We start from the raw sequence: 24286 nt of genomic DNA on the forward strand, positions 1-24286 counted from the left end.
GCGAGACGCAGTACCGACGCACAGCAAAAGCCGGGCCAGCTCCTCCCATGAGAGTGCAGCGCCCGGCTTTTTTTCATAACATCAACTCACTTGGGTGTGCGCGAACTGATTGTTGTACATGTCCGCATAGAACCCTTTCCGCCGTAAAAGCTCCGCGTGCGTGCCCCGCTCGACGATCTCGCCGCCCTGGATGACCAGAATCGCGTCCGCCTCCTGGATCGTGCTGAGCCGGTGGGCGATGACGAAGCTCGTTCTCCCCTGCATCAAGAGCTTCATCGCTTCTTGAATGTGAAGCTCCGTCCGCGTATCCACGCTGCTCGTCGCCTCGTCCAGGATCAGAATCGCGGGATTCGCCAATACGGCGCGGGCGATCGTCAACAACTGACGCTGTCCCTGGCTCAGATTGCCGCCCTCGGCGTTCAGGTACGTGTCGTAGCCGTCATGCAGCTTGCGGATAAAGGCGTCGGCGCCCACATGCCGGGCCGCTGCCTCCACCTCTTGATCTGAGGCCTCCAGACGGCCGTATCGGATATTGTCCCGGATCGTCCCGGAAAAGACGTACGCGTCCTGCAGCACGAGCCCGATCTGCGCTCTCAGCGCCTCCTTGTCGAGCTCTCGGATCTCCTGCCCGTCGATCAGAATCCGGCCGGACTGAATATCGTAGAACCGCGTCAGCAGATTGATGATCGTCGTCTTGCCGGCTCCCGTAGGACCGACGAGCGCGATCGTCTGCCCGGGCTCGGCGTGCAGGGACACCTGCTTCAGCACCGGCACCTCCGGTTTGTAGCTGAAGTCCACCCGGTCGAACACGACGTCGCCCCTGATCGGACGGCTCGTTGCGGCTGCCGGCTCGTGCGCGGTTTCCGGTTCCAGATCCAGCACCTCGAAGACGCGCTCCGCGCCCGCGACCGCCGACTGGAACAGATTGTACTGATTGGCAAGCTGGTTGATCGGCTGGCTGAATTGGTTGGAATAGTTCAGGAAACTGACGATGACGCCGATCGTGATGAGATCGTGATAAGCGAATACGCCGCCGAATACCGCGATGATAAGAAACGTCAGATTCCGCATCGTATTCATCATCGGCCCCATCGAGCCGGACAGACTTTGCGCCTTGATGCCGACCGCACGCAGCCGCTCGTTGATCTCGCGGAACCGCTCGATCGATCGCGCCTCGTTGCCGAACGTCTTCACAACCTTCAGACCCGAGATGCTCTCCTGCACGAAGCCGTTCACTTCCCCAAGCTGCTTCTGCTGCTCCGTGAAGTAGCGGCGCGTGTACTTCGTGACCTTTTTGGTGATGAAAACGATAAGCGGCACCGTCAAAACGGTAATCAGCGTCATCCACACGCTCAGGCTGAGCATCATGACGACGCTGCCCACGAGCATGAGCACGCTGGCGATGAGCTGGACGACGGTCTGGTTCAGCGTGTTGGACACATTGGCGATATCGTTGACGGCCCGGCTCATCAGCTCGCCATGCGTCTTGCGGTCGAAGAACGGCACCGGCAGGCGCTGGTATTGCTCGAACAGGTCGCTGCGCATATCCCGCACGGTATTTTGCGACAGACTCGACGCCATGTACTGCTGAATCCAGGTGAAGATCGCGCCCAGCACGTACACCCCGAACAGGATCATGCCCATGCGGAACATCCCGTAGTATTGACGTTTCACGATATAATCGTCGAACATTTTGCCGATCAGATAAGGGCCCAGCAGCGAGAACAGCGTCGTTAAAACGGTACAGGCGACGACCCATACGAGCGTGCTCCGCTGAAGCTTCAGGTAGCTGCCGATTCGCCGCAGCGTGCCTGCGGTATCCTTCGACCGTACCTTCGGCACCTCGCCCGGCCGCGGGCCCGGTCCCGCGCGGAAGCCCATTTGATCGATATTCGACGGGGCCTTGTTCGCATTCGCGTTAGACGGATTGGAGTCGCTGCCCGCCATCAAGACACCTCCAACTTGCCGAATTGAGACCTGTAGATATCCTGATAGACCTCGCACTCGGCCATCAGCTGCGCGTGCGTGCCGCTGCCTACGATCGCGCCGTCGTCCAGCACGATAATGCGCCGCGCCTCGATGACCGACGAGATCCGCTGCGCGATGAGAAACGTGATCGTGTCCTTCATCACTTCCTGCAGAGCCGTGCGGAGCCGGCGCTCCGTGCCGAGATCCAGCGCGCTCGTGCTGTCGTCCATGATGAGAATCGGCGGCTTCACCAGCAGCGTCCGGGCGATCGAGAGGCGCTGCTTCTGCCCGCCCGACAGGTTAACGCCTTTCTGGCCCAGCTGCGTGTCATAGCCGTCCGGCAGCTTGGCGATAAAGTCGTGCGCTTGCGCGATTTTCGCGGCTGCCTCGATCTCCGCTTGCGTCGCGTCGGGCTTGCCGAAGGCGATGTTGTCGCGGATCGTCCCCGTGAACAGGAACGACTCCTGCAGGATGATCCCGATCCGGCGGCGAAGCCCGGTCAGCGGCAGCTCGCGGATATCCTTGCCGTCGATCCGGACGGCGCCGGACGTGACGTCGTACAGCCGCGGAATCAGCTGGACAAGCGTCGACTTGCCCGCCCCCGTGGCTCCGATGATGGCGACGGTGTCTCCGCGGCCGGCTTCGATATCGATGTCCCGCAGGACCAGGTCCTTGGGATCGCTCGAGCCGTCGTAGGAAAAAGAGACTTGCGCGAATTCCACGCGCGTGGCCGGGATCGGGTCCACGGCTTCGCGTACCTTGCCTTCAATATGAGGCTGTGTCGTCAGCACCTCGCCGATGCGCCGCGCGGACACGTTAGCCTGGGACACGTTCATCAGCAGCCCGCTCACCATGAGCAGGGAAGACAGCACCTGTACGACATAGTTGACGAAGGCCACCAGGTCTCCCGCCTGAACAGAACCGATCGATACCAGGTCGCCGCCGTACAACAGCACTGCGACCATGCATGCGTTCATAATGAGCGTTACGATGGGCGCATTCAGCGCAATGAAGCGTGCCGCCCGGATGGAGATCGCCGTATAATCCTCGTTGACCTCCCGGAAGCGTTTCATCTCGTAATCGGTTCGGACGAAAGCTTTGACGACGCGAATGCCGGCCAGATTTTCCTGAATGCGCGTATTCACGGCATCCAGCCTGGCTTGAACGCCAGCAAACAACGGATTGGAAAAGCGGATCAGCACGACAAGCGCGGCGACCAGCACGATCAACGTGCCCAGAAGGATGAGGCCCAGCCGCAGATTCATGAGCAAGGCCATTACGACGCTCCCGATGAGCAGGCTCGGCGCCCGGACCATGCCCTGCAGCGCCATCTGCAGCAGGTTCTGCACCTGCACGACGTCGCTCGTCATGCGCGTGATGAGCGTTCCAGACTTGAACGCATCCATGTTGTCGAACGAAAACGCCTGCACCTTGGTGAAAAGCGCCTCCCGCACGTCGGCGCCGAAGTTCTGCGAAGCGCGGCTCGCGAAAAGGTTGCATCCGACGCCGGTGATGAGCGATAGCAGCGCCACCCCGACCATGAGGAAACCCGTTCGTTCAATAACGCTGAAGTCGCGGTCCACGATGCCGAAGTTGACGATGTGCGCGGCCAGCCTGGGCTGGAGCAGATCGAAGAAGACCTCGAAAATCATGAACAGCGGGCCGAGAATGAGGAATTTCCAGTAAGGTTTAAAATACGCCCTTAAGCCCCACATCGGTTCAGGCTCCCCCTTCTTCGGTCTCCTGCGCCGCCCGGTCCGCCGGAGAGTCCGCGGATGGGTCCGCGGTCAAGTCCCCGGGTAAGTCCCCGGACGATTCAACGGGAGATTCCCCGTGCGAGTCCGCCTCCTCATCGGCCCGATGCAGCTCGAAATGCCTGGTGTACTCGTCGATAATCTGCTCGATCGCCTTGAGCTCGCCGAGCAGGATCGTCTTGATCTCCCGGTATTCCGGCGCTTCCAGCTGCTGTCTCAGCGTCTTGCGCTTAACGTCGAGCATCTGCCAAAACTCCAGCGCCCGCCCGCGGCGAAACGTCTTCGCGCCGTGATGGTGCCTCCCCTTATGACCGCCCTCGCGGTCTCTGTCGCCTCTTCCTCTATGGTCACGCATCTATACACACGCTCCTTTATGTATACAATTGTATACACATGAATGATATGTGTCAAAAGAAAGTGACTCTCGGGGTCAGAATATGACCTTGGGGAGATTCTCTAGTGGTAGAGGCTTCTGCGGCGTGCGAAGTACGAGCGTCGGTCAATTAGTTGGCCGGGGCAGGGGGATACAAGGCGCCAAGTGCTGCTCTACAGCAGTAGTTGGCCGGGGCATGGCGCGGGGGGCGCTTCACATGTGCTGCTCTTCGGCAGTACTTTGCAGGATTGGGATGCCATATAGAGCTAAGTACTGCTCTACGGCAGCAGTTGGGCGGTTTGCGGCGCAGCAGGGCTTCAAGTACTGCTCTACGGCAGTAGTTGGGCAGTTTGCGGCGCAGCAGGGCTTCAAGTACTGCTCTACGGCAGTACTTGGGCGGTTTGCGGCGCAGCAGGGCTTCAAGTACTGCTCTACGGCAGTACTTTGCAGGATTGGGATGCCATATAGAGCTAAGTACTGCTCTACGGCAGTAGTTGGGCGGTTTGCGGCGCAGCAGGGCTTCAAGTGCTGCTCTAGGACAATAGCTAACGCGGTATAAAATGGTTGACGTCTAAAGCGGGTATGATAAAAGAAGCCGGTGCGCCAAACACCGACTTCCTGCACAACTGCTTTGACGGGGTTACCTCCAGTCGAGCGACCGATGAAATAACCCGCGCTATGGCGAGAACCTGGACGGGTTATTTTCTTTATTCAAGTAAGTAAGCAATGCCAGGACGAACATACCAAGCAGCATTACTTCCTGAAAAGAAAATGTCATAGCCTCACCTCCGATCTGGAGGCGGACTACCCCGTCTAGGCGAGCAGAACAAACCATATATTACCATTTCATGCCACCGTTTGGGTGGCTTTTCTTATGCCTATAAAGGATGGTCAACATGGCACTGAGGACGCCCGTTCAAATAGCTGCTGAACAATCGCAACTCGACGAAGAAGGTTTAGGGCCTTATGGGGCAGATTGAGACGGTTGGACGAGGGCGCGGCACCGACGAGCACAATGTGTTGATTTAGATACACACTTCGTCGAGGCACGGCACCGACGAGCACAATGTGTTGATTTAGATCCACACTTCGTCGAGGCACGGCAGCGACGAGCCCAATGTGTCGACTTAGATCCACACTTAGTCGGAGCGCGGCGCCATCAAGCCCAATGTGTTGACCTAGATCAACACTTCGCCGGGGAATGGCACCGACGAGCAGGATGTGTCGACCTGGATCACTACTTGGCCCCAGTCCGGCATCACGCCGCGGTAATCGCGACGTCGTCGATGAAGGCCGTGTTGTCCCCGGTCGTCGTCGTGGCCAGGAACTTGATCGCGTGGCTGCCGGCGGTCGCCGCGAAGTTGACGGTGGCGAACGATACGTACGCGCCCGAGGTCGTCGTAAAGGAGCCGATGACGGTGCCGTCGTACAGGACGTTAAACGACTGGACGCCGCCGAAGCTCGTGCGCTGCGCCGCCTTGAAGGTTACCTTGTACGTGCCGGCCGACGGGAACGTCACGCTCTGGCTGAACTCGCCCGGCACGCCGCCGTCCGTTTTCAGATAAGCGGTCTGCACGCCTTCGGGCGCAACGGCGGACGGGCCCAGCACGCTGCCGTTGTACTGGATGCCGGCGCGGCTGTTGAACGCCCAGCCGCCGTAGGTGGCCGGGCCCCAAGCCGTCTTGGTCGACGCGGCGGCGACGGACGGCGTCTCGAAGCCGGCACCCGTGACCGGAACTACGGCAGCCGGGTTCAGCATCACTTCGTCGATGAATGCGGTATTGTCCCCGGCGGTCGTCGTGGCGGCGAACTTGATCGCGCGGCTCCCTGCGGACACGGTGAAAGCGCCCGTCGTATAGGGCGCAAACGCGCCCGAGGAAGGCGTGAACGAACCGACGACCGCGCCGTCGACCAGGACGTTAAACGACTGGGCGCCGCCGTAGCTCGCGCGCTGAGCCGCTTTGAAGCTCAGCGTGTAGCTCCCCGCAGCCAGCGTCAGATTCTGGCTGAACTCGCCCGCCACGCCGCCGTCCGTCTTCAGGTAGGCGGTCTGCAGCCCCTCGGGCGCATAGTCCAGCGCGCCGAAGACGCTGCCGTTGCGCTGGATGCCCGCCCGCGAGTTGAACGTCCAGCCGGCGGTCGTCGGACCGACGACGGTTCCCGTCGTGGCGGGCGATTCGAATCCGGCGTTGGCGGGCTGCGCGGAGCCGTCCGGATTCACCCGGACGAGCGCGATGCCGTAGCTCGACGGATCGGCCGTACTGGCCGCTTTCACGGCGACCAGCTTGCTGCTTATGACGCGCGGTGCGGTATACACGCCGCCGCTCGTGATCGTGCCGTTGCCGCTGCCGACGACGCTCCAGGTCACGCCGCCGGTGTTGTCGACGACGCTGGCGGCCAACGTGGCGGACTGTCCCGCCGTCACGGTCGAATTGACCGGCGACACCTCCACCTGCGTCTGCGCCGGCAGCGTGGTGTAGACGATTACGTTGTAGTTCGCGTCGATCGCGCCATCGGTGAACGAGGTGCCCGCGGCGAAGCTCGCGACGGACTTCGGGATCGTGGCATTGGCGTTCAGCGCGACCGTGTCCTGGTAGACGTGCTTACGGAATGTCTTGCCGACGTTGACGCCGCTGAAGTTGAACGTGACGCTGCGATCGGTGCCGGCCTTCGTCTCCAGCACGATCGTGTAGTCGCCGCCGCTCGTCTTGAAGGCGGCAGCCCGAATGTCGGTGGAGCCGGTGCTGACGGAGACGACCGAACTGTGCGCCGGAATGTAACGCGCGAGCAGCCCGGCGGCGTAAAATGCTTTTTTGGGCGTCAATCCCGTGTACAACGCGTCGTAAAGGTCGTAGTTGCCGTTCGTGCTGCCGTCGGGATCGGTCGAGTAGCCGCCGTTCAGCTGCCAGACCAGCGCGCCGTTCACGCCTTCGTTGGCCGACTTGATGACGGTGTTGGCATAGCCGGAGTCCCAGCCGCTGTCGTTGTCGCCCGCCCAGCCGAATTCGGTCAGGTACACCGGCTTGGAGCCGACGACCGACGTGCGGGCCGAGATGGCCGTGCTGAGCGTCGCATACGGCTCGCCATAGACGTGGAAGCTGTAGCCGTCGAGATAGCTGTCGATGTTCGTTTTCATATATTGCGTCCAGTCCGGCGCCCCCGTCTCCTCCGGTCCCCACAGCTTGACCAGGCTGCGGCGGCCGTCGGCGACGAGCCGGTCATGCACCTTTTTGACCATATTCGCGTAGTAAAGCTTCTGGTCGCCCGGCGCTTCGAAGTCCCACGAGCCATTGGGCTCATTGTAAAACGTCATGTACTTGATGTTCGTGTAGCCTCTGACCGAGATCAGCTGCTGCAAGGCGGCCGAAGCCGAGGCGGCGAACGCGTCCAGGTCCGCCGGCGCGCTCTCGTACGGCGTCGTACTGCCGGCGATGGGAAACCAGCTGTGGATGGTCGAGCCGTTTTTCCAGCCAAAGTTCAGTTCGACCTCGGTCCCCGCGCTCTTCAGGACGTCGAGGTACTGGTAAAACGCCTGCATCTTCAGATTGTCCCAGGAGTAAGACCCTTTGGACGGCTCCATCCAGTCGATCTGAAACCAGACGCGGGCCACCTTCGGCTTCATCGCCAGGATGCGCTCTTTGTCCATTTCCCAATGCGCGGTCGTGTACCCATGCTCCCTGGACTTCGCCATGAGCGCGCTCGGAATGATGTTGACGCCGACGCCCTTGTAATCGGATTGGACGACGGTATTCGGGTTGATCGTGACGGTGTGTACGGCGGTTGCGGAAGCCGGGTGCGGGAAAGCAAAAGCGGAGGGCATGAGCGAGAGGAGCAGACAGAGACCGGCGAGCAACCTGCTTCTGGCCTTGCGTGTCAACTTCATCAATCTTCTCCCTTCGATTCGTGGAATGCCGACGGGTCGTCGCGGCAGCGGAATAGGAGGAGTCGGCTGATCCCAGTGTGACAGCAGGGAGAGTGAGACGACATGATCGATTTCCGTATTTGGTTGAAATGTTTCCCGTCTTCTATATAATGGGACGCAAGGAGCGTGATCATTTGCCAACGATTCGCAAGGAGATCCTTATCGATGCTACGCCAGAACAGGTATGGGACGCCGTCCGCGACGTCGGAGCCGTCCATCGCCGCCTTGTTCCCAGGTATACGGAGGATACGCGAATGAACGGTCATGAACGGACGCTGACGATGCTGGGCGGCAACGTCGTGCGCGAATATATCGTGTCCGTCGACGATCAGGCGCGCCGCATGGCTTATGCCGTCGTCGAGAGCCAGACCCCGCTGCTGCATCACCACGCTTCGTTCCAGGTGTTTCCGCAAGAAGGCGGCGGCGCCCTGCTCGTATGGACGACGGACTTTCTGCCGGACGATCTGGCCGCCGAGATCCAGGCGCGCGTCGACCGCGGGTCCCAGGTAATGAAGGCAGCGATCGAAGCCGAGGCGAAAGGGAGCGTTCGGTAACCGATCCAAACACGAAACCGACCGGCGCGTACTGCGTCGGTCGGCGGGAATGAAACGATCTCATCCGTTTCCCTACCTTACACCCTTACCTCCTTGCGCTAACTCTTCCGATAGAACTCCGGCGTCACGCCGTAATAGCTCTTGAACCTCCGGATGAAGTGCTGCGGGCTCTGATAGCCGACCTGCTCCGTGATTTCGTAAATGCGCAGCGAGGTGCCCTCGAGCAGCATCTTCGCCTTTTCCATTCGGGCGCGCAAAATATAATCGCTTAAATTCTCTCCTGTAATATCCTTATAGATCTGAGACAGATAGATCGCGTTCAGGTAGACGAAGTCTCCGATCGACTGCAGCGTGACGTCCTTGTTCAGATTAAGCTCGACGAAGGCATGCACTTTCTGCACGAGCAGGCGATGATTGTCTTCGATCTTCGCCGGTTCATGCCCGAACAGCGCGTCGAGAATGACGCGGCTCCACGCGTCCAGGAGCTTGGCCGAATGGATCGCCGTGCGCTCCGCGCGGACGGATGCCGGACTCACGAGATCCTCCAACAGCTTGCCTTTCTTATGAGCCAGGTAGGTGAAGGCGCTCAGCAGGTGCAGATAAGCTTCGCGCGTATGCGCGGGGGAATCGGCATGCTCGGAAGCCAGCTCCTGGAAGATGGCGTCCAGCTTGTCGTTCACCCGGTCCCGGTTGCCCGCGTTCATCAGCTGGATCAGCATCGGCTGCCGGTAGAGCGCGGTTAACGGCTTCAACTCCCGGTCCGTGCCGGCCGTCGGCTTGGACAGGATGCCGCTCTGCCGCTTCGCCGCCTTGAGCAGCATGGCGTTCACGGAAACGTAAGCCTGGTGGAGCGCAGCGGGAAAAAGGACCGGATCCGAGATAAACAGCCCGATGTTTCGTTTAAGATACCGCTCCGCGTTGGCCAACAACTTGGCTGCCAGCTCTTCCAGCAATGCGTCGTTTTCGGCATCCCATCCCTGCTGCGTCTCGCCCCCTTCCGCCGCAGGCTTGATCAGCAAGACAAGGTGATCTTGGTGGGCTTGGCTCGGCCAGATCAGAAAGCGCTCCGAGAATTGCTCCTCCGCCATATTCATGACGGCGAACTTGAATAGCTTCATGTCAGCCTGGCTGTACGTCTCGTAAAAAGCCGGATCGAACTTGATCGCGAGCAGCTTGACGGCATCTCCCCGCGCAAACGGAATTCGGTACATCGCAAGCTTCTCGTCCAGTTTTCCGCCGGACGCCGACTCTGGCTCCTGCAAAAGCTCGAGCAGCAGATTCTCCCGGAGCAGCGGCAGGTTCCGATGTACGATCGATGCGGCGTAAGCGTAATTTTGATGATGCTGACGCTCGTGCCGGCGCTTGGCCACGATTTTTCCGATCGCCTCCATGAGCACTTCGTCGCGGACCGGCTTGATGAAGTATTCGATGGCGTGCACCTCAACGGCCTTCTTGGCGTATTCGAATTCGGCATAGCCGGTCAGCAGGATGCAATCGACGTTTTTGCCGCGCTCGTTCGCGTACTGGATCAGCTCGAGGCCCGAGGTGCCGGGCATACGGATGTCCGTGATCATGATATCGACGGGATGCGCGTCGATAATGTCTATTGCGCTTGTACCCCCGTACGCGCGATAAATCGTCGTGATGTCATAACGGTCCCAGGGCAGGGTCGCGGCCATCGTATCGACTTGATGCTTGTGATCGTCGACGATCAACACCGTGTACACGCTCGCTTCACTCCCTTTCCGCCGAATGCCAGTACAGTTCGATCCGGAGACCGCCCATGGCCGAATGCGCGATCCGCATGCCCGCGCCGCCGCCGAAGAAATAGCGCAAACGATGATTCACGTTCCACAAGCCCGTGTGCCCGGAATCGTTGGTGTCCGAGTCGATGCGCCGGCGCAGCTCGGATAGCGCCTCCGGCGACAATCCCGACCCGTTGTCTTCGACGACGAGACGGTACTCCCGTTCGTCCGCCGTGCCCGCAATGACGATGAGGCCGTCTTCCATGCGCTCTTCGAGGCCGTGCACGATGGCGTTCTCGATGATCGGCTGGATCAGCAGTCTGGGGATCGGCAGTGCAAGCATGTCCTGCGGAATGTCGATTGCATAGACGAACTTGTCGAGCTGGGAGCTCATAATGTCCATGTAGCTCCGGGCCAGCTCCATCTCCGACCGCAGCGTGGAGACCAGCGTCTCGTTGCGGGTCGTGTATTTGTAATAGTCGCCCAGATTATGCGCCATCGCGATGACCGATTCATGCTGACGCATCTTCGCCATGTTCACGATATAAGCCAGGCAGTTGTAGAGAAAATGAGGATTGATCTGCGATTGGAGCTGCTTCATCATGGCTTCCCTGGAACGGATCTCCTCGGCGTACACCCGTCCGAGCAGGTGATCGATCTCCGTCGCCATGCCGTTGAACGAATCGAAAAGCTGCTGGAACTCATTGCGCCGCACGCTGCGGATCCTGTAGGCGAAGTTCTTGTTCTTGATCTGCTCGGCGCTGCGGATCAGGATCGCGATCGGCACCCGGATGTGATAATGCAGCAGCAGCGCGGAGGCCAGCCCGAGCAGCACGAGCAGGAACATGATGACGTAGAACAGATTGCGATTGCGGACGACCGGCTGCAAAATCTCGTCGAGCGGTTCGATGTCGATCAGGCTCCAGCCCAGCTTCTGCGAGGTCTTCACGTAAATGAGATAGGACTGGCCATCCAGCTTCGCGATATCGTGATAGGAATGGCCCGACTTGGAGGGGTCCGGCGAATACGACGCCAGCAGCCGCCCGATCCGTTCCTTGTTCGCAGTGCTGCTGTAGACGGCTTGATCCGGTCCCCGGTAAAAAAGGAAATCGCTCTCCCCGCCCTGCTTAAAGCCGTCCAGCAGGTTCGTAATGTTCTGCACCGGAAAGTCCACGCGAATAATAAAGTCCGACTTCATAATCTCGTCAGGGTCATGCAGCATCGGGTAGACGAAATAGCGGGAAAAAGCGGTCATGCTGACCCCCGCTTCGTCGATATCGTTCAACTGCCAGGCAGGCGAATACGATCGAACGAACGCCTCCCCGTCGAACGCTTCGGACGACTGCGTGGACAGCGATAGATCGTGCTTCGGAAAATAAATCGTGATCCGGTTCATGACCTGATTCGTTAGACTGAACAAATTGAGCTTGCCCGCGATCGACTCGATCGTATTGTAGCGGTCGTAGCCGTCTGCCGGCAATTCGCCGAAGGCGACGCTCCGGATCTCCGGATCCTTTGCCGCAAGCGCGGCAAACAGCATGTTCTGATCCATGAGGCTGTCGATCTGGTTGAGGAAATAGGTGAGCTTGTCCTCGTTCCTCGTGTTGATCTGTTCCTCGATGACGTGCACGCTCTGCTTGTAAGAATAGGCGTATAACCCGACCACCGGCAGCAGGATGGCGATCAGCAGCATAATGACCTTGGTGATGACGTTCATCGGGTCTCTCCCATGAGCGTATTCGATAGACTTACCGGTATTATACTATTTTTTGCCTATTCTTTGACGGAGCCGAGCGTCATGCCTTGCACGAAGTAGCGTTGGAGAAACGGATAGACGAGCAGGATCGGCACCGTGCCGATGAAGATAAGCGCCGACTTGAGCGAGCGTTCGGATAGATTCTCCAGATCGGCGGGATTGAGACCGATCTTCGTATAGTCGAAGCTCGCGACCAGCGCCTGCAGGAAGGTGGCCAGCGGGAACAGCTCCGCTTTATTCATGTAGATCATGCCGTCGAACCAGGCGTTCCAGTGAAAGACCATCGTGAACAAGGATAGCGTGGCGATCGAAGGCAGCGAGATGGGCAGGAACAGGACGAATAGAATCCGGAAGTGCCCGGCGCCGTCGATCATGGCCGCCTCTTCGAGCTCCTTCGGAATGCCGCGCAAGAAATTCATCATCAGCACGACATTGAACACATTGACCGCTACCGGGAGGATCAGCGCCAGCAGGGAATTGGTCAAATGCAGCTTCTGGACGACCAGGTACGTCGGGATCAGTCCGCCATGGAACAGCATCGTGATGACGAAATACCAGGCGTATACGGATCGGCCCCGAAAGACGCTGTCGTCCTTGGACATCGAGTAGGCGGCGAGCAGCGTCAGGAACATCGTGAGCGCCGTACCCGCGATCGTCCTGAGCACGCTCATCTGAAAGGCGATCAGGAAGCTGTTGCTGTTCATCGCCTTCTCGTAGGAGGCTAAGTTAAAGCCGATCGGCCAGAACTTGACCAGGTACGAGGACGTGGCATGATCCGAGCTGAGCGATACCGCGAGCACGTGAACCATCGGCAGCACGCAGAGCAGCGCGGTGACGGCCAGGAAGACGACGTTCGCCGCATTGAACAGGCGATAGGATAACGATATTTTATACATGGCCGGTTCCCCTTAGAAAATTCGGTAATTGGCGTACTTCGTCGCCAACTTGTAAGTGACGGCGATCAGCACGAAGCCGATGACGGACTTGAAAAAGCCGACGGCGGTCGCGAGGCTGTAAGATCCTTGAATCAGCCCGACGCGATAAACGTAGGTATCGATGATATCGCCCTTCTGGTACACGAGCGGATTGTACATGTTGAACACCTGATCGAAGCCGGCGTTCAAAACGTTGCCCAAGGACAGGGTCACGATCACGACGGCGATCGGAAGGATCGACGGCACCGTGATGTGCCGGGTTTTCTGGAAGCCGGTCGCGCCGTCCATATCCGCGGCCTCGTATAAATTCGGATTAATGCCGGCCATCGCCGCCAGATAGACGATCGTGCCGAAGCCGAACTCCTTCCAGATATCGCTCGTAATGAGCGTGACGCGGAACCAGTCACCGTCCCCGAGGAAGAATACGCGATCAAGGCCGAGCGACTGCAGGAACTGATTGATCAGTCCGTCCGTAGACAGCAGATCCGTCAAAATGCCGCCGAGAATGACCCAATTGAGAAAGTGAGGCAGATAGACGAGCGACTGAACCGTACGTTTGAAGAGCATATTTTTAACGCCATTGAGGAGCAGGGCAAAGACGAAGGGCGTAACCGCGCCGATCGCGATCTTTAGCGTCGCAATGACGAACGTGTTCCAAATGACTTGAATGGCCGTGGGGTCGTTGAACATGAAATGGAAGTGCTTGAAGCCCGCCCAGGGGGAACGGAAGATTCCCAGCCAAGGCTTGAAATCCTCGAAGCCGATGGCGAGTCCGGCCATCGGAATATAATTGAAAATAAACAGCAGCACGACCGACGGCAGCAGAAACAAGTGCAGCGCCCAGTTTTTCCTGAGATTTAACGCGCCTTTCCGCCTTTTCGAATCAATCGCTTCAGTTCTCATCATCCAATCCCCTATCTCTTTCCTTTCTGTAAAAGAAAGCGAACGCGGAGCATAAAATTCCGGCTTGCAGCTCCGCGTTCGCGCTTGTCTTGCTTATGATCCGACGCGCTTACTTGGAGGCGGCGACCTGCTCGTTCACCTCGGCGGTGATCTGCGCGCCTCCCTGATCGTTCCATTGCTTGACGAAGGAATCAAAGTAGTCCGGTTTGGCCTTGCCGTAGATGATCTGCAAGTAGGCTTGCTCTTCGAGCGTCGACAGCTGCTCCCACTTCTCGATCATCGTCTTCGTGTTCGCGCCCAGGAAGCCGTTTGGCACGTCCGAGCTCTGCTGCTGGAAGGCGGTCGCGAATCCCTCTACCGTGAGCGGACCATTGCTGGCCGCCAGCTTCTGCTCGAAAATATTGTTGAGCGAGCCTGCCGCCACGCGCTGGTAGATGTTCGGTCCGTCCATGACGTTGGGCGGCGTCGTGCCAGGCGACATCAGCATGTACCGGCCGAGGTCGATCGTTCCCTCCGGCACCGTCCAGTCCGGCTTGCCGTCCTTCATGACGTAGTCGTAGCCCTCGCCCTTGCCGGCGCCGAACGGGCACGCTTCGTCTTCGAGGGAACAGCTATAAAGCGTATCCCAGTACTTGAAAATGGCATCCATATGCTCGAATCCTGCGCGGAATACATAAGTCGTATAGGTCGGCGGCGAGGCTTGACGGCCGACCTGCCCGTCTACGCCGGACGGAATCGGGTACGGCTTGATCGACAGCTTCTCGTTTTTCTTCTCGGCGTCGGCGATGGCCGTGCCGATCGGCCAACCGCCCGCCCAACCCGGCGCGAAGACGATGCCGGCTTTGCCCGAGGTGAAGTCGGCCATCGCCTTCGTGGCGTCCTGCGTGCCGAAGTCCGGGCTCAGGAAGCCTTTGGCGGACCAATCGCCCAGCTTGACGAGGCCGTCCTTGACTACCGGATCGACGGAGCCATAGTGCAGCTGGCCGTCATCCCCCTTCAGCCAGAAGTAAGGCTGGTGCTGGCCGAACACGAACATCGCGTCCGCCATGTAGTTGGCCGTCGGATGATGGTACCCGGTGTTGCCGCCGAGCGCCATGCCGTAGGTGTCCTTCTTGCCGTTGCCGTCGGGATCCTGGTTCGTGAAGGCATCCAGCACTTTTTCGTATTCCTCGACGTTGGTCGGCGCCTTCAGGCTCAGCTTGTCGAGCCAATCCTGCCGTACCCACATGACCGTGTCGCCTACGAAGCCGTTGGACAGATCGGGCAAGCCGTACATTTTCCCGTTGCGCATGACGGTCGCCATGACCTGCGGGTTTTTGGCGTATGCCTCTTTGACTCTGGCCGTCGCGTACTTCTCGAACGCCTCGTCGATCGGCTGGATCTTGCCGGAGGCGACCAGATCCTCGAACAGCGTGCCCGATGCCGACAGGACGTCCGGCAGCTGCTCGCCGCTCGTCATCGCGAGCCGCACCTTCGTGCCAAGCGCATCCGCCTGATCCGTCACGACCCATTGATACTTGGTGACGATGCCCAGGTTGTCCTTGAACCAGCGGGAGACCGGGTTGTTCTCCGGCGTGTCGCCGTTGCGCAGCTTATCCGACGCCTTCAGCGCGATCGCGCCGGTGATCGTCACGGGCGGATCGAACTTCGTGCGGTCGTTCGGCTGCGGCTCGGCCTGCGCCGATGCGGACGCCGACGCGCTTGGCTGGACCGAGGCTTCCGCGCTTGCCGTCGCGGACGGCTGCTTGCTCGATTCGCCCGAAGCTGCCGACGGCTCGTTGTTGCCGCCGCTGCACCCGGCGATGACGCTCACGGCCAGCATGCTGCCCAGCATGGCCGACCATGCTTTTGAATATCGTTTCATGGAGCTCCCCCTCGTCTACGACTCTTTCCTACTTCATTATTCCATCCGCGCCGCGGGATAGGAATGATCGGTATTCAAGTTCATGAACATCTCTTAATCAGATTGCCCGGCTCTCCAGCTCGACGCTGCCGATCTGCGGATTCCAGGTCTGCGCGGCGGTAATCGGAAAGACGATCTTCAGGTACTGCGTGCCCGCCGGGAGCGTGCCGCTATAGTCCACCTTGTTCCAGGAGCCCGTCACGGTTGCTTTAGCGGGGGTGAACGCCGCATAAGTCACGTTATCCGCAGACACGTAAAATTGGAAGTCGCCCGCGGTCTCGTACGGCCAGAACCAGGCCTTGGCGGCGAATTGCTTCAGATCCATGCCGGCTGCCGCTTTGTAGACGACGTATTCGTTGGTGTTCGTCTTCCGCTGGAGCCGCGAGGTATCTCCACCGAAGGTCGCCGCGTTCGACGAATCGAAGGACAGCTGCGCGCTGTGCGCGAACATCTTGGTGAAGTCGTTCATCGTATCGGTCACGTTCGCGACGGTAGGGGCAGGGACCGCGCTCTTCAGCTCGACGCTGCCGATCTGCGGATTCCACACGTTCGTCGTGCTGTGGGCAAACACGATCTTCAAATACTGCGTGCCTACAGGGAGCGTGCCGCTGTAATCCACCCCGGACCAGTTGCCTGACGGCGCGGTCTTGCCTGGCGTAAAGGGCGTATAAGTCGTATTGTCCGGCGACGTATAGAACTGGAAGTCGTCGATCGTCTCGCTCGGCCAGAACCAGGTCTTGGCGGTGAACTGCTTCAGATCCATGCCGGCCGCCGCCTTGTAGACAACGTATTCGTTCGAGTTGGCCGTCCGGGCCAGCCTGGAGGCATCGCCGGCAAAGTAAGATGCGTTGGACGTGTTAAAAAAGAGATTCGGGCTGTGCGCGTACATGTTCGAATAGTCGTTCATATCGTCCTTGACGGTGGCGCTGGTCACCGTCGGGTCGGGCGTCGGCGTCGGCAGCGGCACGTTCACAGCGGGATTGTATTGGAATTTGACGTGATGGGTGACGCCGTCTTTGACGCTTGTGTCGACTTCGAACTTGATCGTCGGGGCGAGCTGGAGCACCGTAACCGAAGCGTCCTTCGACACGACGGACAGACCCGACTTATGAATCTCGAACGTTACCTTGTTCTGCAGATGCGTCGGATCGGATACGCCGACATCGAGCGTGCCGGACTGATCCTTCAGCATGAGCGAAGAAGGATTGGAGGCCGTCAGGAAACTGAAGGTGCTGGGCGCCCAGAAGTTAGCTCCGATGATACCGAGCCCCTTCTCCTTGACCGCCTGGGTGTTCGGGTTGTTGACGAGAATCTCCGTATTCGGATTCGCGCTGTACGCCGCGGTCTGCGAGGCCGTCTTGTTCGGCAGCAGGACATACGCGTACTTTTCATTCACCGGATTGGCGCCGTGGTCGAGCCACAGCGTGACGTAATTTTTGGACAACGTCGTGTCGGGCCCTCCTATGTTCAGCTGCTTCCAGCTGCCTTCGGATACCGCTCTCGCGCCCTTGATATTACTCGGTTGCGGGAAGTAGTAGCCGCCCGTGCCCTCGAGGTACGCATAAGAAACCCCGCTCATGCTCTCGGACCAGCCAATCGCAGCCGACTTAGCCGTACCGTTCACGATTAACTGCTCGTCGCTCTTCACCTTGCGCGTCGTGTGGAGCGGATCCAGCACCGGGCCGAGCGCGGACGGCGAATAGAGCTGCACCTCCGATACGGCGTCGGCAAGGTCGACGTCGTTGCCGTGCAGGACGAGCTTTACATACCTGGCGTTCGTATCGGGAAAGTCATAAGCCGTTACTTCGGTCGTCGGCGCAGATTGGTAAGGGACGGCATATACGGCGTTCCATACCGAATTGTCTGCGGACACTTCGATATCGAACGTATAGCGCCGATCGGTTCCCTGCGGAAAGGCGATGCCCGCGTAGCCGACCGGTTTTACGCTGCCCAGATCCAGCTTCAGCCACTGCCCGTCGCCGCTCGCCGTCCAGGAAGTGCCGATCTTGCCGTCCTGGATGGCCGTCAGATCGGCGGAGCCCAGGCTGTCGGAGGCGGATTCCACGTTAAGCGGGGCCACGCTTGCGGGGATGATTAGAGTGCCCGCCGAGCACGGCGCGTAGATCTGAACCTCGGTAATGCTGTTCCAGGGTCCCGTATTGCCGCCGTTCGCGCTGTTGTTGGTGTAGCCATGACCGACAATGCGCACGTATCTGGCCGACACGTCGGGGAAGTCAAACACTTGGATCGCGTCGTTAGAGACGACGCTCGAGTTGCCGGAGTAAACGGTCGTCCACGCATTCTTGTCTGCGGACACGGCAATGTCGAAGGTTGTGTACCGCGTGGCTTGCACATAGAAGCTGATCCCGACATACCCGATCTGCTGCGTCTTGCCCAGGTCGTATTGAATCCACTGGCCGTCGCCAGACGCGGACCATCGGGTGCCGAGGTTGTTGTCGAACGTATTCTCGGGTACATTGCCGTCGTTACCGCTGTCTGTAACCGCATACACTTTATGGCGGAGCGGCTCGCTCCCGACCGGCGCGGCGGCAGGCGCGGTCAGATCGGTGCCTTGCGTCGTTCTGGCTACGTTGAGCATCCGGTTTTCAACCGTCGTCTCGATCGTTCTTCCGTCGGTGCTGTTAATGCCGGCGCCAAGCGCGACGATCTCGTCGTCGAACATGAACCACGACTTCTTGGCCGTCAGCGTAGTTCCGTAATCTTGGTAATCCATGCCGGCGGCGGCGTATTGGCCGAGCAGCTCGGAGCCCCCCGCCCACGCCTTCGAGCTGAGGTATCCGCCGCCTTCGCCGTCCGTTCTCGTGCGCGTGTCGACCGTCGTTCCCGGCAGCCGGTACTTGTTGACCGTCGGCCAGAAGTTCGAATACTGCTGCAGATCGTCGTTGTACAAATACGTCATGCCTGCGCCCGTGTACCAGCCTTTCAGATTTTCATTGTTCGTGTATTCGTACGTGCCGATCCGGCTGGAAGACATGCTGACGCCGAAGGCGTACCCCGGACGCTGCGTCACGGCTTGGTCCATGCCCGCGAACACTTTGGCGCCGGTCAGCTCCCCTCTCGGCACGACGCCTGAATCCGCCATGATCGCCTTGGCCTGGACAGCGACGCTCAGATCGACGGAGCGGAAAAAGTTGAGCGTCGTATCGGATTGAATCCAATACTTGACCATCGCCTTCAAGCGCTGGGCGTCGGCCGTCGGTGCCGCCTGAGACAAACGCACGAGCGAAGCGATGATGCCTTGCCCGACCGAATGGTCCGTCTCGTAGTTCCGCGAGATCGACCTGCCTCTGGTCATATCCATCATGGCGCCTTTGTAAATGAACGGCTCGTAAGAATCGTACACCCACTGATAAACGTTAGCGAGGCCCGACGACGTAGGCTCCCAGTCCGAGCCGTCAAGCAAATACAGCACGTTAACCAACTGCTGAAGCAGACTGGCGCCGTAGCTGCCGTTATACGCGTAAATATTGTGCTGGATAAAGGAGCCGTCCTCGTAGAAGCCGTCCCCGCTCGTGACATAGTCGAAAAGCGGATCGAGCGCATCGGAGGCAGCGGTCAGATCGGTATTCGACTTGATCAGGACGGCCCGGAGGCCGACGACCATGCACATCCAGGCGCGGTTGGCGCCGGTCGATACGAATTGGAACGGCTTGTTCACCCGCGTCGGATCGGGGGAGAAATGCCCGACGGCGTTCATGTAATTTTGAATCTGGGTAGACGTGAGATCGTCGTACATGAGGGTGACGATATCGTTCAGCTGCAGCGGGGTGCCGATCTCCCAGTCCCACCAGTTATCGTACTCGGCCTTGTTCTCGTTGTAGCGATTCGCATACATCCAATCGAGGGCGCCGACGATATCGGCCTTAAGCGCCTGGTCGCCGTAAACGCTGGATCCGTAGGTACGGTAGGCCAGCGCCATTCCTCTCAGACGACCGTACGCGTTGGTGATATACGAGGAGTTCGTCGTGCTGGTCATGTCGGACCATAGGAACGTTCTTCCAGAAGATTTGTCCATCGATGCCCAGCTCGTCTGGCTCACCGCGTTCAGCTTAAAGGCGATATCCGGATCTTGCGTATCGTAACCCGTGCCTCCGGTCAAGAAATCAAACCACTTGGTCCTCATCGCGTCAAACGCATCCTCCTCCGCATAAACGCTGCGCGCGCCCAACTGCCCGACCAACCCGAACATTAAAGCAATCACCAACAGCAGCTTGCCGGAAATACCGAATTCGATTGCCGACATCCTTGCCCTCATAAGTCCACCGCCAGTCTTTGTTTTAAATTCGGGCTCATTATCGCACCCGCCGCGAGCGGATGGATATGATCAGGATTCAAGATCATGAACATCCGTTAACCTGAATAGGGAAAATGCCCCCTTCTGCAACAAATCCGCCCGTGGGCGCCAAGTGTGCTGAGGAGTTATTAGTTAGAAACAAACGCGAGCCGCGATGCGCCGAATGCGCTGAGGCATTTCCAGGTAGAAGCAAATCCGGCCCAAGCCCCACCAAATGCGCTCCAGTGTTCCTGGATAGAAACATGATCGCCCCGCCACTCAGAAGACCATCCACTGAACGCAAACGGGATGAAGCAGACAACATCTCTGCTTCATCCCGTTTTGCTTTGATCTACATTCACACCTCGGGTACTCGTGGTCGGCTAGTCCGCAAACTGTTGATCTACGTTCACACTTGGCCAATCGGGCAACCGATCACCCACGCACTCACCGCAAAAAAACGGCCCCGCGCGTTGATCGCGCCGGGACCGCAGCATGCCGCCTGATTAACGGACGCGTTACGTCAGCGCCCGGTTTACCGAGGCGGCTGCGCTGCAGCCGCCCCGTCTACCGCCTTACTGCTTTGCCAAAAACGCGTCGACCTGCGATTGAAGCTCGGTCTGGATCTTGGCGATGCCGGCCGCGTCCAGCTGCTTGTTCAGATCCGCCAGGCCTTTGTCGATGTCCTTGACCAGGCCGTATTCGAGCGGGATGCCGTAGCGCAGCATGACGTTGCCGACATTAGCGATTTCGGTCTTGACCTTGCTGTTGTCGAACACGAACGTCTCGAGCGGATAGTGGTACACGTTCGCTTCCCAGCTCTTGACCAGGTCGGACGCTTCCTGCGGGAACGCTTCGTTGTCGCGGTTGAGCGGCGAGTTGAAGCTCCAGTTGGAGAAGCCCGTGTAGTTCGGGTTCTTGTCGAGCGCCTTGTACTTGTCGTCGCCGACCGGCTCGTAGTGAACGCCGTTGATGCCGTACATGATCAGGTCGTGCATCTCTTTATCGTTTTGCATCAGATCGATCGCCATCAGGGCGCGCTCCGGGTTTTTGGAGGTCGCGTGCACCGACGTGCCGTTTTGCGTCGAGATCGCCACCGACTTTTTCTTGCCTTGGTTGATGTCCGCCAGCGCAACTTCATAAGGCGAATTTTCCTGGCGCATAAGCGCCATCAGCGCGCCGAGCGTGCCGTTGTTATGCGTGATTGAAGCCGTCTTGCCCGCCTTGAAGTCCGCCTGATGGTCGTTTTTGCTGTTCAGGACGTTTTTCGACCAGGCATTGTGGTCCGCGAGATCCTTGTAATACGTCGCCAATTGCTTAAATTCCGGCGTGTTGTAAACGTTGAACACTTGCCCCTTCTCGTCCGTCAGCTTGAAGGCGAACGGCATATCCAGGTCGAACATGTTCCACTCGTTCTGCTGCTTGAGCAGCACGCGGTCGAGGTTGTGGAATTTCCAGTCGCCGGTCTCCGGCGTGAACGGCACGATGCCTTTTTCGTTCTCGGCGATCGTTTTCAAGTAAGTGGCATACGCTTCCGGGCTGTTGATCTCAGGCAGGTTGTACTTTTTGCGCAGGTCTTCGCGGTACAGGATCAGCTTCTCTACGGATTCCCCGCGGTTCTGCGGCACCATGTACAGCTTGCCGTTGACCTTCGCCTGGTCCCAGCTGACCTTGGACATGTTCTTCCACGTTTGCGGCATGTATTTGGAGAGCATATCGTCCGTGAGCTCGAGGAAGCCGCCCTTCAGCGCCTGGTCGTTGTAGCCGGCCCAGTTGGCCGAGTAGATCAGGTCGAAGTTCTCGTCGGCGGCCAACTTCAGCGGATACTTCTGCGCCCAGTCGGACCAATCGAGGAATTCGCCTTCGATTGTTGCGTTGATCTTCTCTTTCAGCTTCTTGTTAATCTCGGCAAAAACGGAATCGTAGTCCACCGGCTTCGGTCCGACGAAGATCATCTTGAGCTTCACTTCTTTGGACGTGTCGACGGCGCCTTCGGACGGCGCGGCGGCGCTGCTGCCCGATGCCGACGCCGAGGCCGTAGCCGATGCGCTTTTCGAAGGTTCCGCGCTTGAACTTGCGGACGACCCCGCATTCTTGTCATTGCCGCCGCATGCGCTCATGATCATCACAAAAGCGAACAAAAGCGTGAACATCGTCCATCTGCTTTTTCTCAACATGCCCATCTTCCCCCTAATGATAGTCTTAACCTTGTCTGAAGAAGCTATATCGATAAACCGGGTCGCCCCGTATTCATCCCTTTACCGCGCCGATCGTGAGGCCCTGAACGAAGTAGCGCTGCACAAACGGATAAGCCAGCAGGATCGGCCCCGTCGCGACGACCGTCATCGCCATCTTCAGGCTCTCGGTCGGGATGGCCGTCGTGACGACCGCACCCGCGCCCATCATCGCCTTGCGCATGCCGTCCATGTTGCCCAGCATTTTGTACAAGTAGTATTGCAGCGGCATCAGCTTCTCGTCGGATACGAACAGCAGGGCGTTGTACCAGTCGTTCCAGTAGGCCAATGCCAGGAACAGCCCGATCGTCGCGAGCGCCGGCTTGGAGAGCGGCAGGATCAGCTGCGCATAGATACGGAAGTCGCCTGCGCCGTCGATCTTGGCCGACTCGACGATCGCCTCCGGGATGCCGCCGAGGAACGATTTCATGACGATGATGTAAAAGACGTTAAGCACGAGCGGCACGATCAGCGCGAGCACCGTATCCTTCATATGCAGGTAGTTCACGATGAGCAGGTACCACGGGACGAGCCCGCCGCTGAACAGGGTGGTGAAGAAAAAGAAGAAGGAAAAGCCGTTGCGCCACTTGAAGTCCCTGCGGGACAGCGCGTAGGACGTCATCGAGGTCAGGAACAGACCCAGCAGCGTCCCGCCAATCGTCACCCCGATCGTCACCAGGTAGGCCTGGATCATCTCGGTCGGGTATTTGAACAAAATGCTGTAAGCCTCGACCGAGAAATCCGTCGGGATGAACTGATACCCCGCCGTAATGATCCGGTTCTCGCTCGTCAGGGACGACGACACCACCAGCAGGAACGGCAGCAAGCAGAGCAGCGCCATGATCGTCAGCGCCCCGTACCCGATGGCGGCAAATATTTTCTGATCCGTCTTTTTGACGCCCGAGGTTTTGGCGAACGACTTGTCCGCATTCAGCTCCGTTGCGCTCATGTCATAAGCCTCCTCTTTAGAATAACGCGCGGTCTTTGTCGTACCGCCTTACCGCATAGTTGACCGCCATGATCGTGGCGAAGCCGAGCACCGACTGGAAGACGCCGGCCGCGGCCGACATGCCGATGTCGTTGGACGTGATCAGCGACCGGAAGACGAAGGTGTCGATGACGTCCGTGGAGGAGAACAGCATCCCGTTGTTGCCCACCATGTTGTAGAACATCCCAAAGTCCCCGCGGAAAATGTTACCAACTGCCAGCAGCACCAGGATGATGATCGTCGGGTACAGGTTCGGGATCGTCACCTTCAGGATACGCTGGAAAATGTTCGCCCCGTCGATCTCCGCCGCCTCGTACATCTCGGTGTCGATGCTCGTGATGGCGGCCAGATACATGACCGTGCCGTACCCGAGCCCCTTCCAGGCGGACACCAGCACCAGCAGGAACGGCCAGTAGGCAGGCGTGTTGTAAATGTCGACCGGCTCGAGTCCGAGTCCTCTGAGCATGGCGTTCACGGTGCCGATGTCGTAGTTCAGCAGGTTGTAGGCGATCGCGCCGACCACGACCCAGGAGATGAAGTACGGGAGAAACAGCGACGACTGAATGATTTTGCGAAACCACTTGCCCCCGACTTCGAACAGCAGAATCGCGGCGAAAATCTGAAGGGCGTTGTTCACGACGATAAAAGCGACGTTGTACAGCGCCGTATTGCGCGTCACCTGCCAGGCGTTGCCCGAGTCGAAGAAAAAGCGGAAGTTGTCCAGTCCGTTCCACGCGCTGCCGAAAATGCCGCCGGCGTAATCGTAGCGCTTGAACGCGATGACGATGCCCGCCATCGGGATATAAGCGAACAAAAGGTAGAAGACGACCGCAGGGGTCAGCATCAACAAGAACATTTTGTACTTTTTTACATCGTGCCAGAAGCTGCGCAGCCGCATATCCGCTCCCCCTCTCTCCTCTGTAGTTCTCATTATAGAAGGCAGAACGAAGCGGCATA

Annotated in this window: 14 protein-coding genes; 1 reads left to right on the forward strand and 13 read right to left on the reverse strand. The window is 58.9% G+C overall.

All coding sequences use genetic code 11. The annotated features are described in order from the left end of the window. Positions 1-81: 81 nt before the first annotated feature. From ACFOTD_RS07760 to ACFOTD_RS07775, 4 genes are all read right to left on the reverse strand, one after another. Positions 82-1947 (reverse strand): ABC transporter ATP-binding protein, encoded by a 1866-nt coding sequence (locus tag ACFOTD_RS07760; protein ID WP_378117390.1) that lies wholly within the window; start codon positions 1945-1947, stop codon positions 82-84. Then, the gene (locus ACFOTD_RS07765; RefSeq protein ID WP_378117392.1) at positions 1947-3683 is read right to left on the reverse strand and encodes an ABC transporter ATP-binding protein; all 1737 of its coding nucleotides are present in this window, start codon (positions 3681-3683) and stop codon (positions 1947-1949) included. Before ACFOTD_RS07765 ends, ACFOTD_RS07760 begins: the two co-directional genes overlap by 1 nt. A gap of 4 nt (positions 3684-3687) precedes the next feature. Continuing rightward, positions 3688-4077 carry a hypothetical protein gene (locus ACFOTD_RS07770; protein WP_378117394.1) on the reverse strand — a complete coding sequence of 130 codons (390 nt, stop codon included), beginning with the start codon at positions 4075-4077 and terminating at the stop codon, positions 3688-3690. A gap of 1276 nt (positions 4078-5353) precedes the next feature. Continuing rightward, complete coding sequence (locus ACFOTD_RS07775; protein WP_378117396.1) at positions 5354-7978, reverse strand: glycoside hydrolase; 2625 nt, start codon at positions 7976-7978, stop codon at positions 5354-5356. A 173-nt stretch (positions 7979-8151) separates the two neighbouring features. On the opposite strand from ACFOTD_RS07775, the gene ACFOTD_RS07780 reads away from it, so the two are divergent. Continuing rightward, positions 8152-8571: an SRPBCC family protein gene (locus ACFOTD_RS07780; protein WP_378117398.1), complete on the forward strand. Its 420-nt coding sequence runs from the start codon at positions 8152-8154 to the stop codon at positions 8569-8571. Positions 8572-8669: 98 nt separating this feature from the next. Here the strand turns inward: ACFOTD_RS07780 and ACFOTD_RS07785 are convergent, their stop codons facing one another. The 9 genes from ACFOTD_RS07785 to ACFOTD_RS07825 form a co-directional block, all read right to left on the reverse strand. Further along, positions 8670-10298, reverse strand: a complete 1629-nt coding sequence (locus ACFOTD_RS07785) for a response regulator (protein ID WP_378117400.1) — start codon at positions 10296-10298, stop codon at positions 8670-8672. Between the two features lie 7 nt (positions 10299-10305). Continuing rightward, a complete protein-coding gene (locus ACFOTD_RS07790) occupies positions 10306-12033 on the reverse strand; it encodes a sensor histidine kinase (protein WP_378117402.1) in 1728 nt (575 codons plus the stop codon). A gap of 56 nt (positions 12034-12089) precedes the next feature. Beyond that, positions 12090-12968 carry a carbohydrate ABC transporter permease gene (locus ACFOTD_RS07795; RefSeq protein ID WP_378117404.1) on the reverse strand — a complete coding sequence of 293 codons (879 nt, stop codon included), beginning with the start codon at positions 12966-12968 and terminating at the stop codon, positions 12090-12092. 12 nt (positions 12969-12980) lie between these two features. Next, positions 12981-13910, reverse strand: coding sequence for an ABC transporter permease (locus ACFOTD_RS07800; protein ID WP_378117572.1), 930 nt, complete (start codon positions 13908-13910; stop codon positions 12981-12983). Between the two features lie 109 nt (positions 13911-14019). Then, entirely contained in the window at positions 14020-15774 is a 1755-nt protein-coding gene (locus ACFOTD_RS07805; RefSeq protein ID WP_378117406.1) for an extracellular solute-binding protein, read from the reverse strand. Between the two features lie 97 nt (positions 15775-15871). Next, complete coding sequence (locus ACFOTD_RS07810; protein WP_378117408.1) at positions 15872-20077, reverse strand: polysaccharide lyase family 8 super-sandwich domain-containing protein; 4206 nt, start codon at positions 20075-20077, stop codon at positions 15872-15874. Positions 20078-20682: 605 nt separating this feature from the next. Beyond that, positions 20683-22284 (reverse strand): ABC transporter substrate-binding protein, encoded by a 1602-nt coding sequence (locus tag ACFOTD_RS07815; protein ID WP_378117410.1) that lies wholly within the window; start codon positions 22282-22284, stop codon positions 20683-20685. Between the two features lie 73 nt (positions 22285-22357). Further along, complete coding sequence (locus ACFOTD_RS07820; RefSeq protein WP_378117412.1) at positions 22358-23290, reverse strand: carbohydrate ABC transporter permease; 933 nt, start codon at positions 23288-23290, stop codon at positions 22358-22360. Between the two features lie 16 nt (positions 23291-23306). Then, positions 23307-24227: an ABC transporter permease gene (locus ACFOTD_RS07825; RefSeq protein ID WP_378117414.1), complete on the reverse strand. Its 921-nt coding sequence runs from the start codon at positions 24225-24227 to the stop codon at positions 23307-23309. Between the last annotated feature and the right edge of the window lie 59 nt (positions 24228-24286).

Source organism: Cohnella sp. GCM10012308 (genome assembly GCF_042649185.1).
GTDB lineage: Bacteria > Bacillota > Bacilli > Paenibacillales > Paenibacillaceae > Cohnella.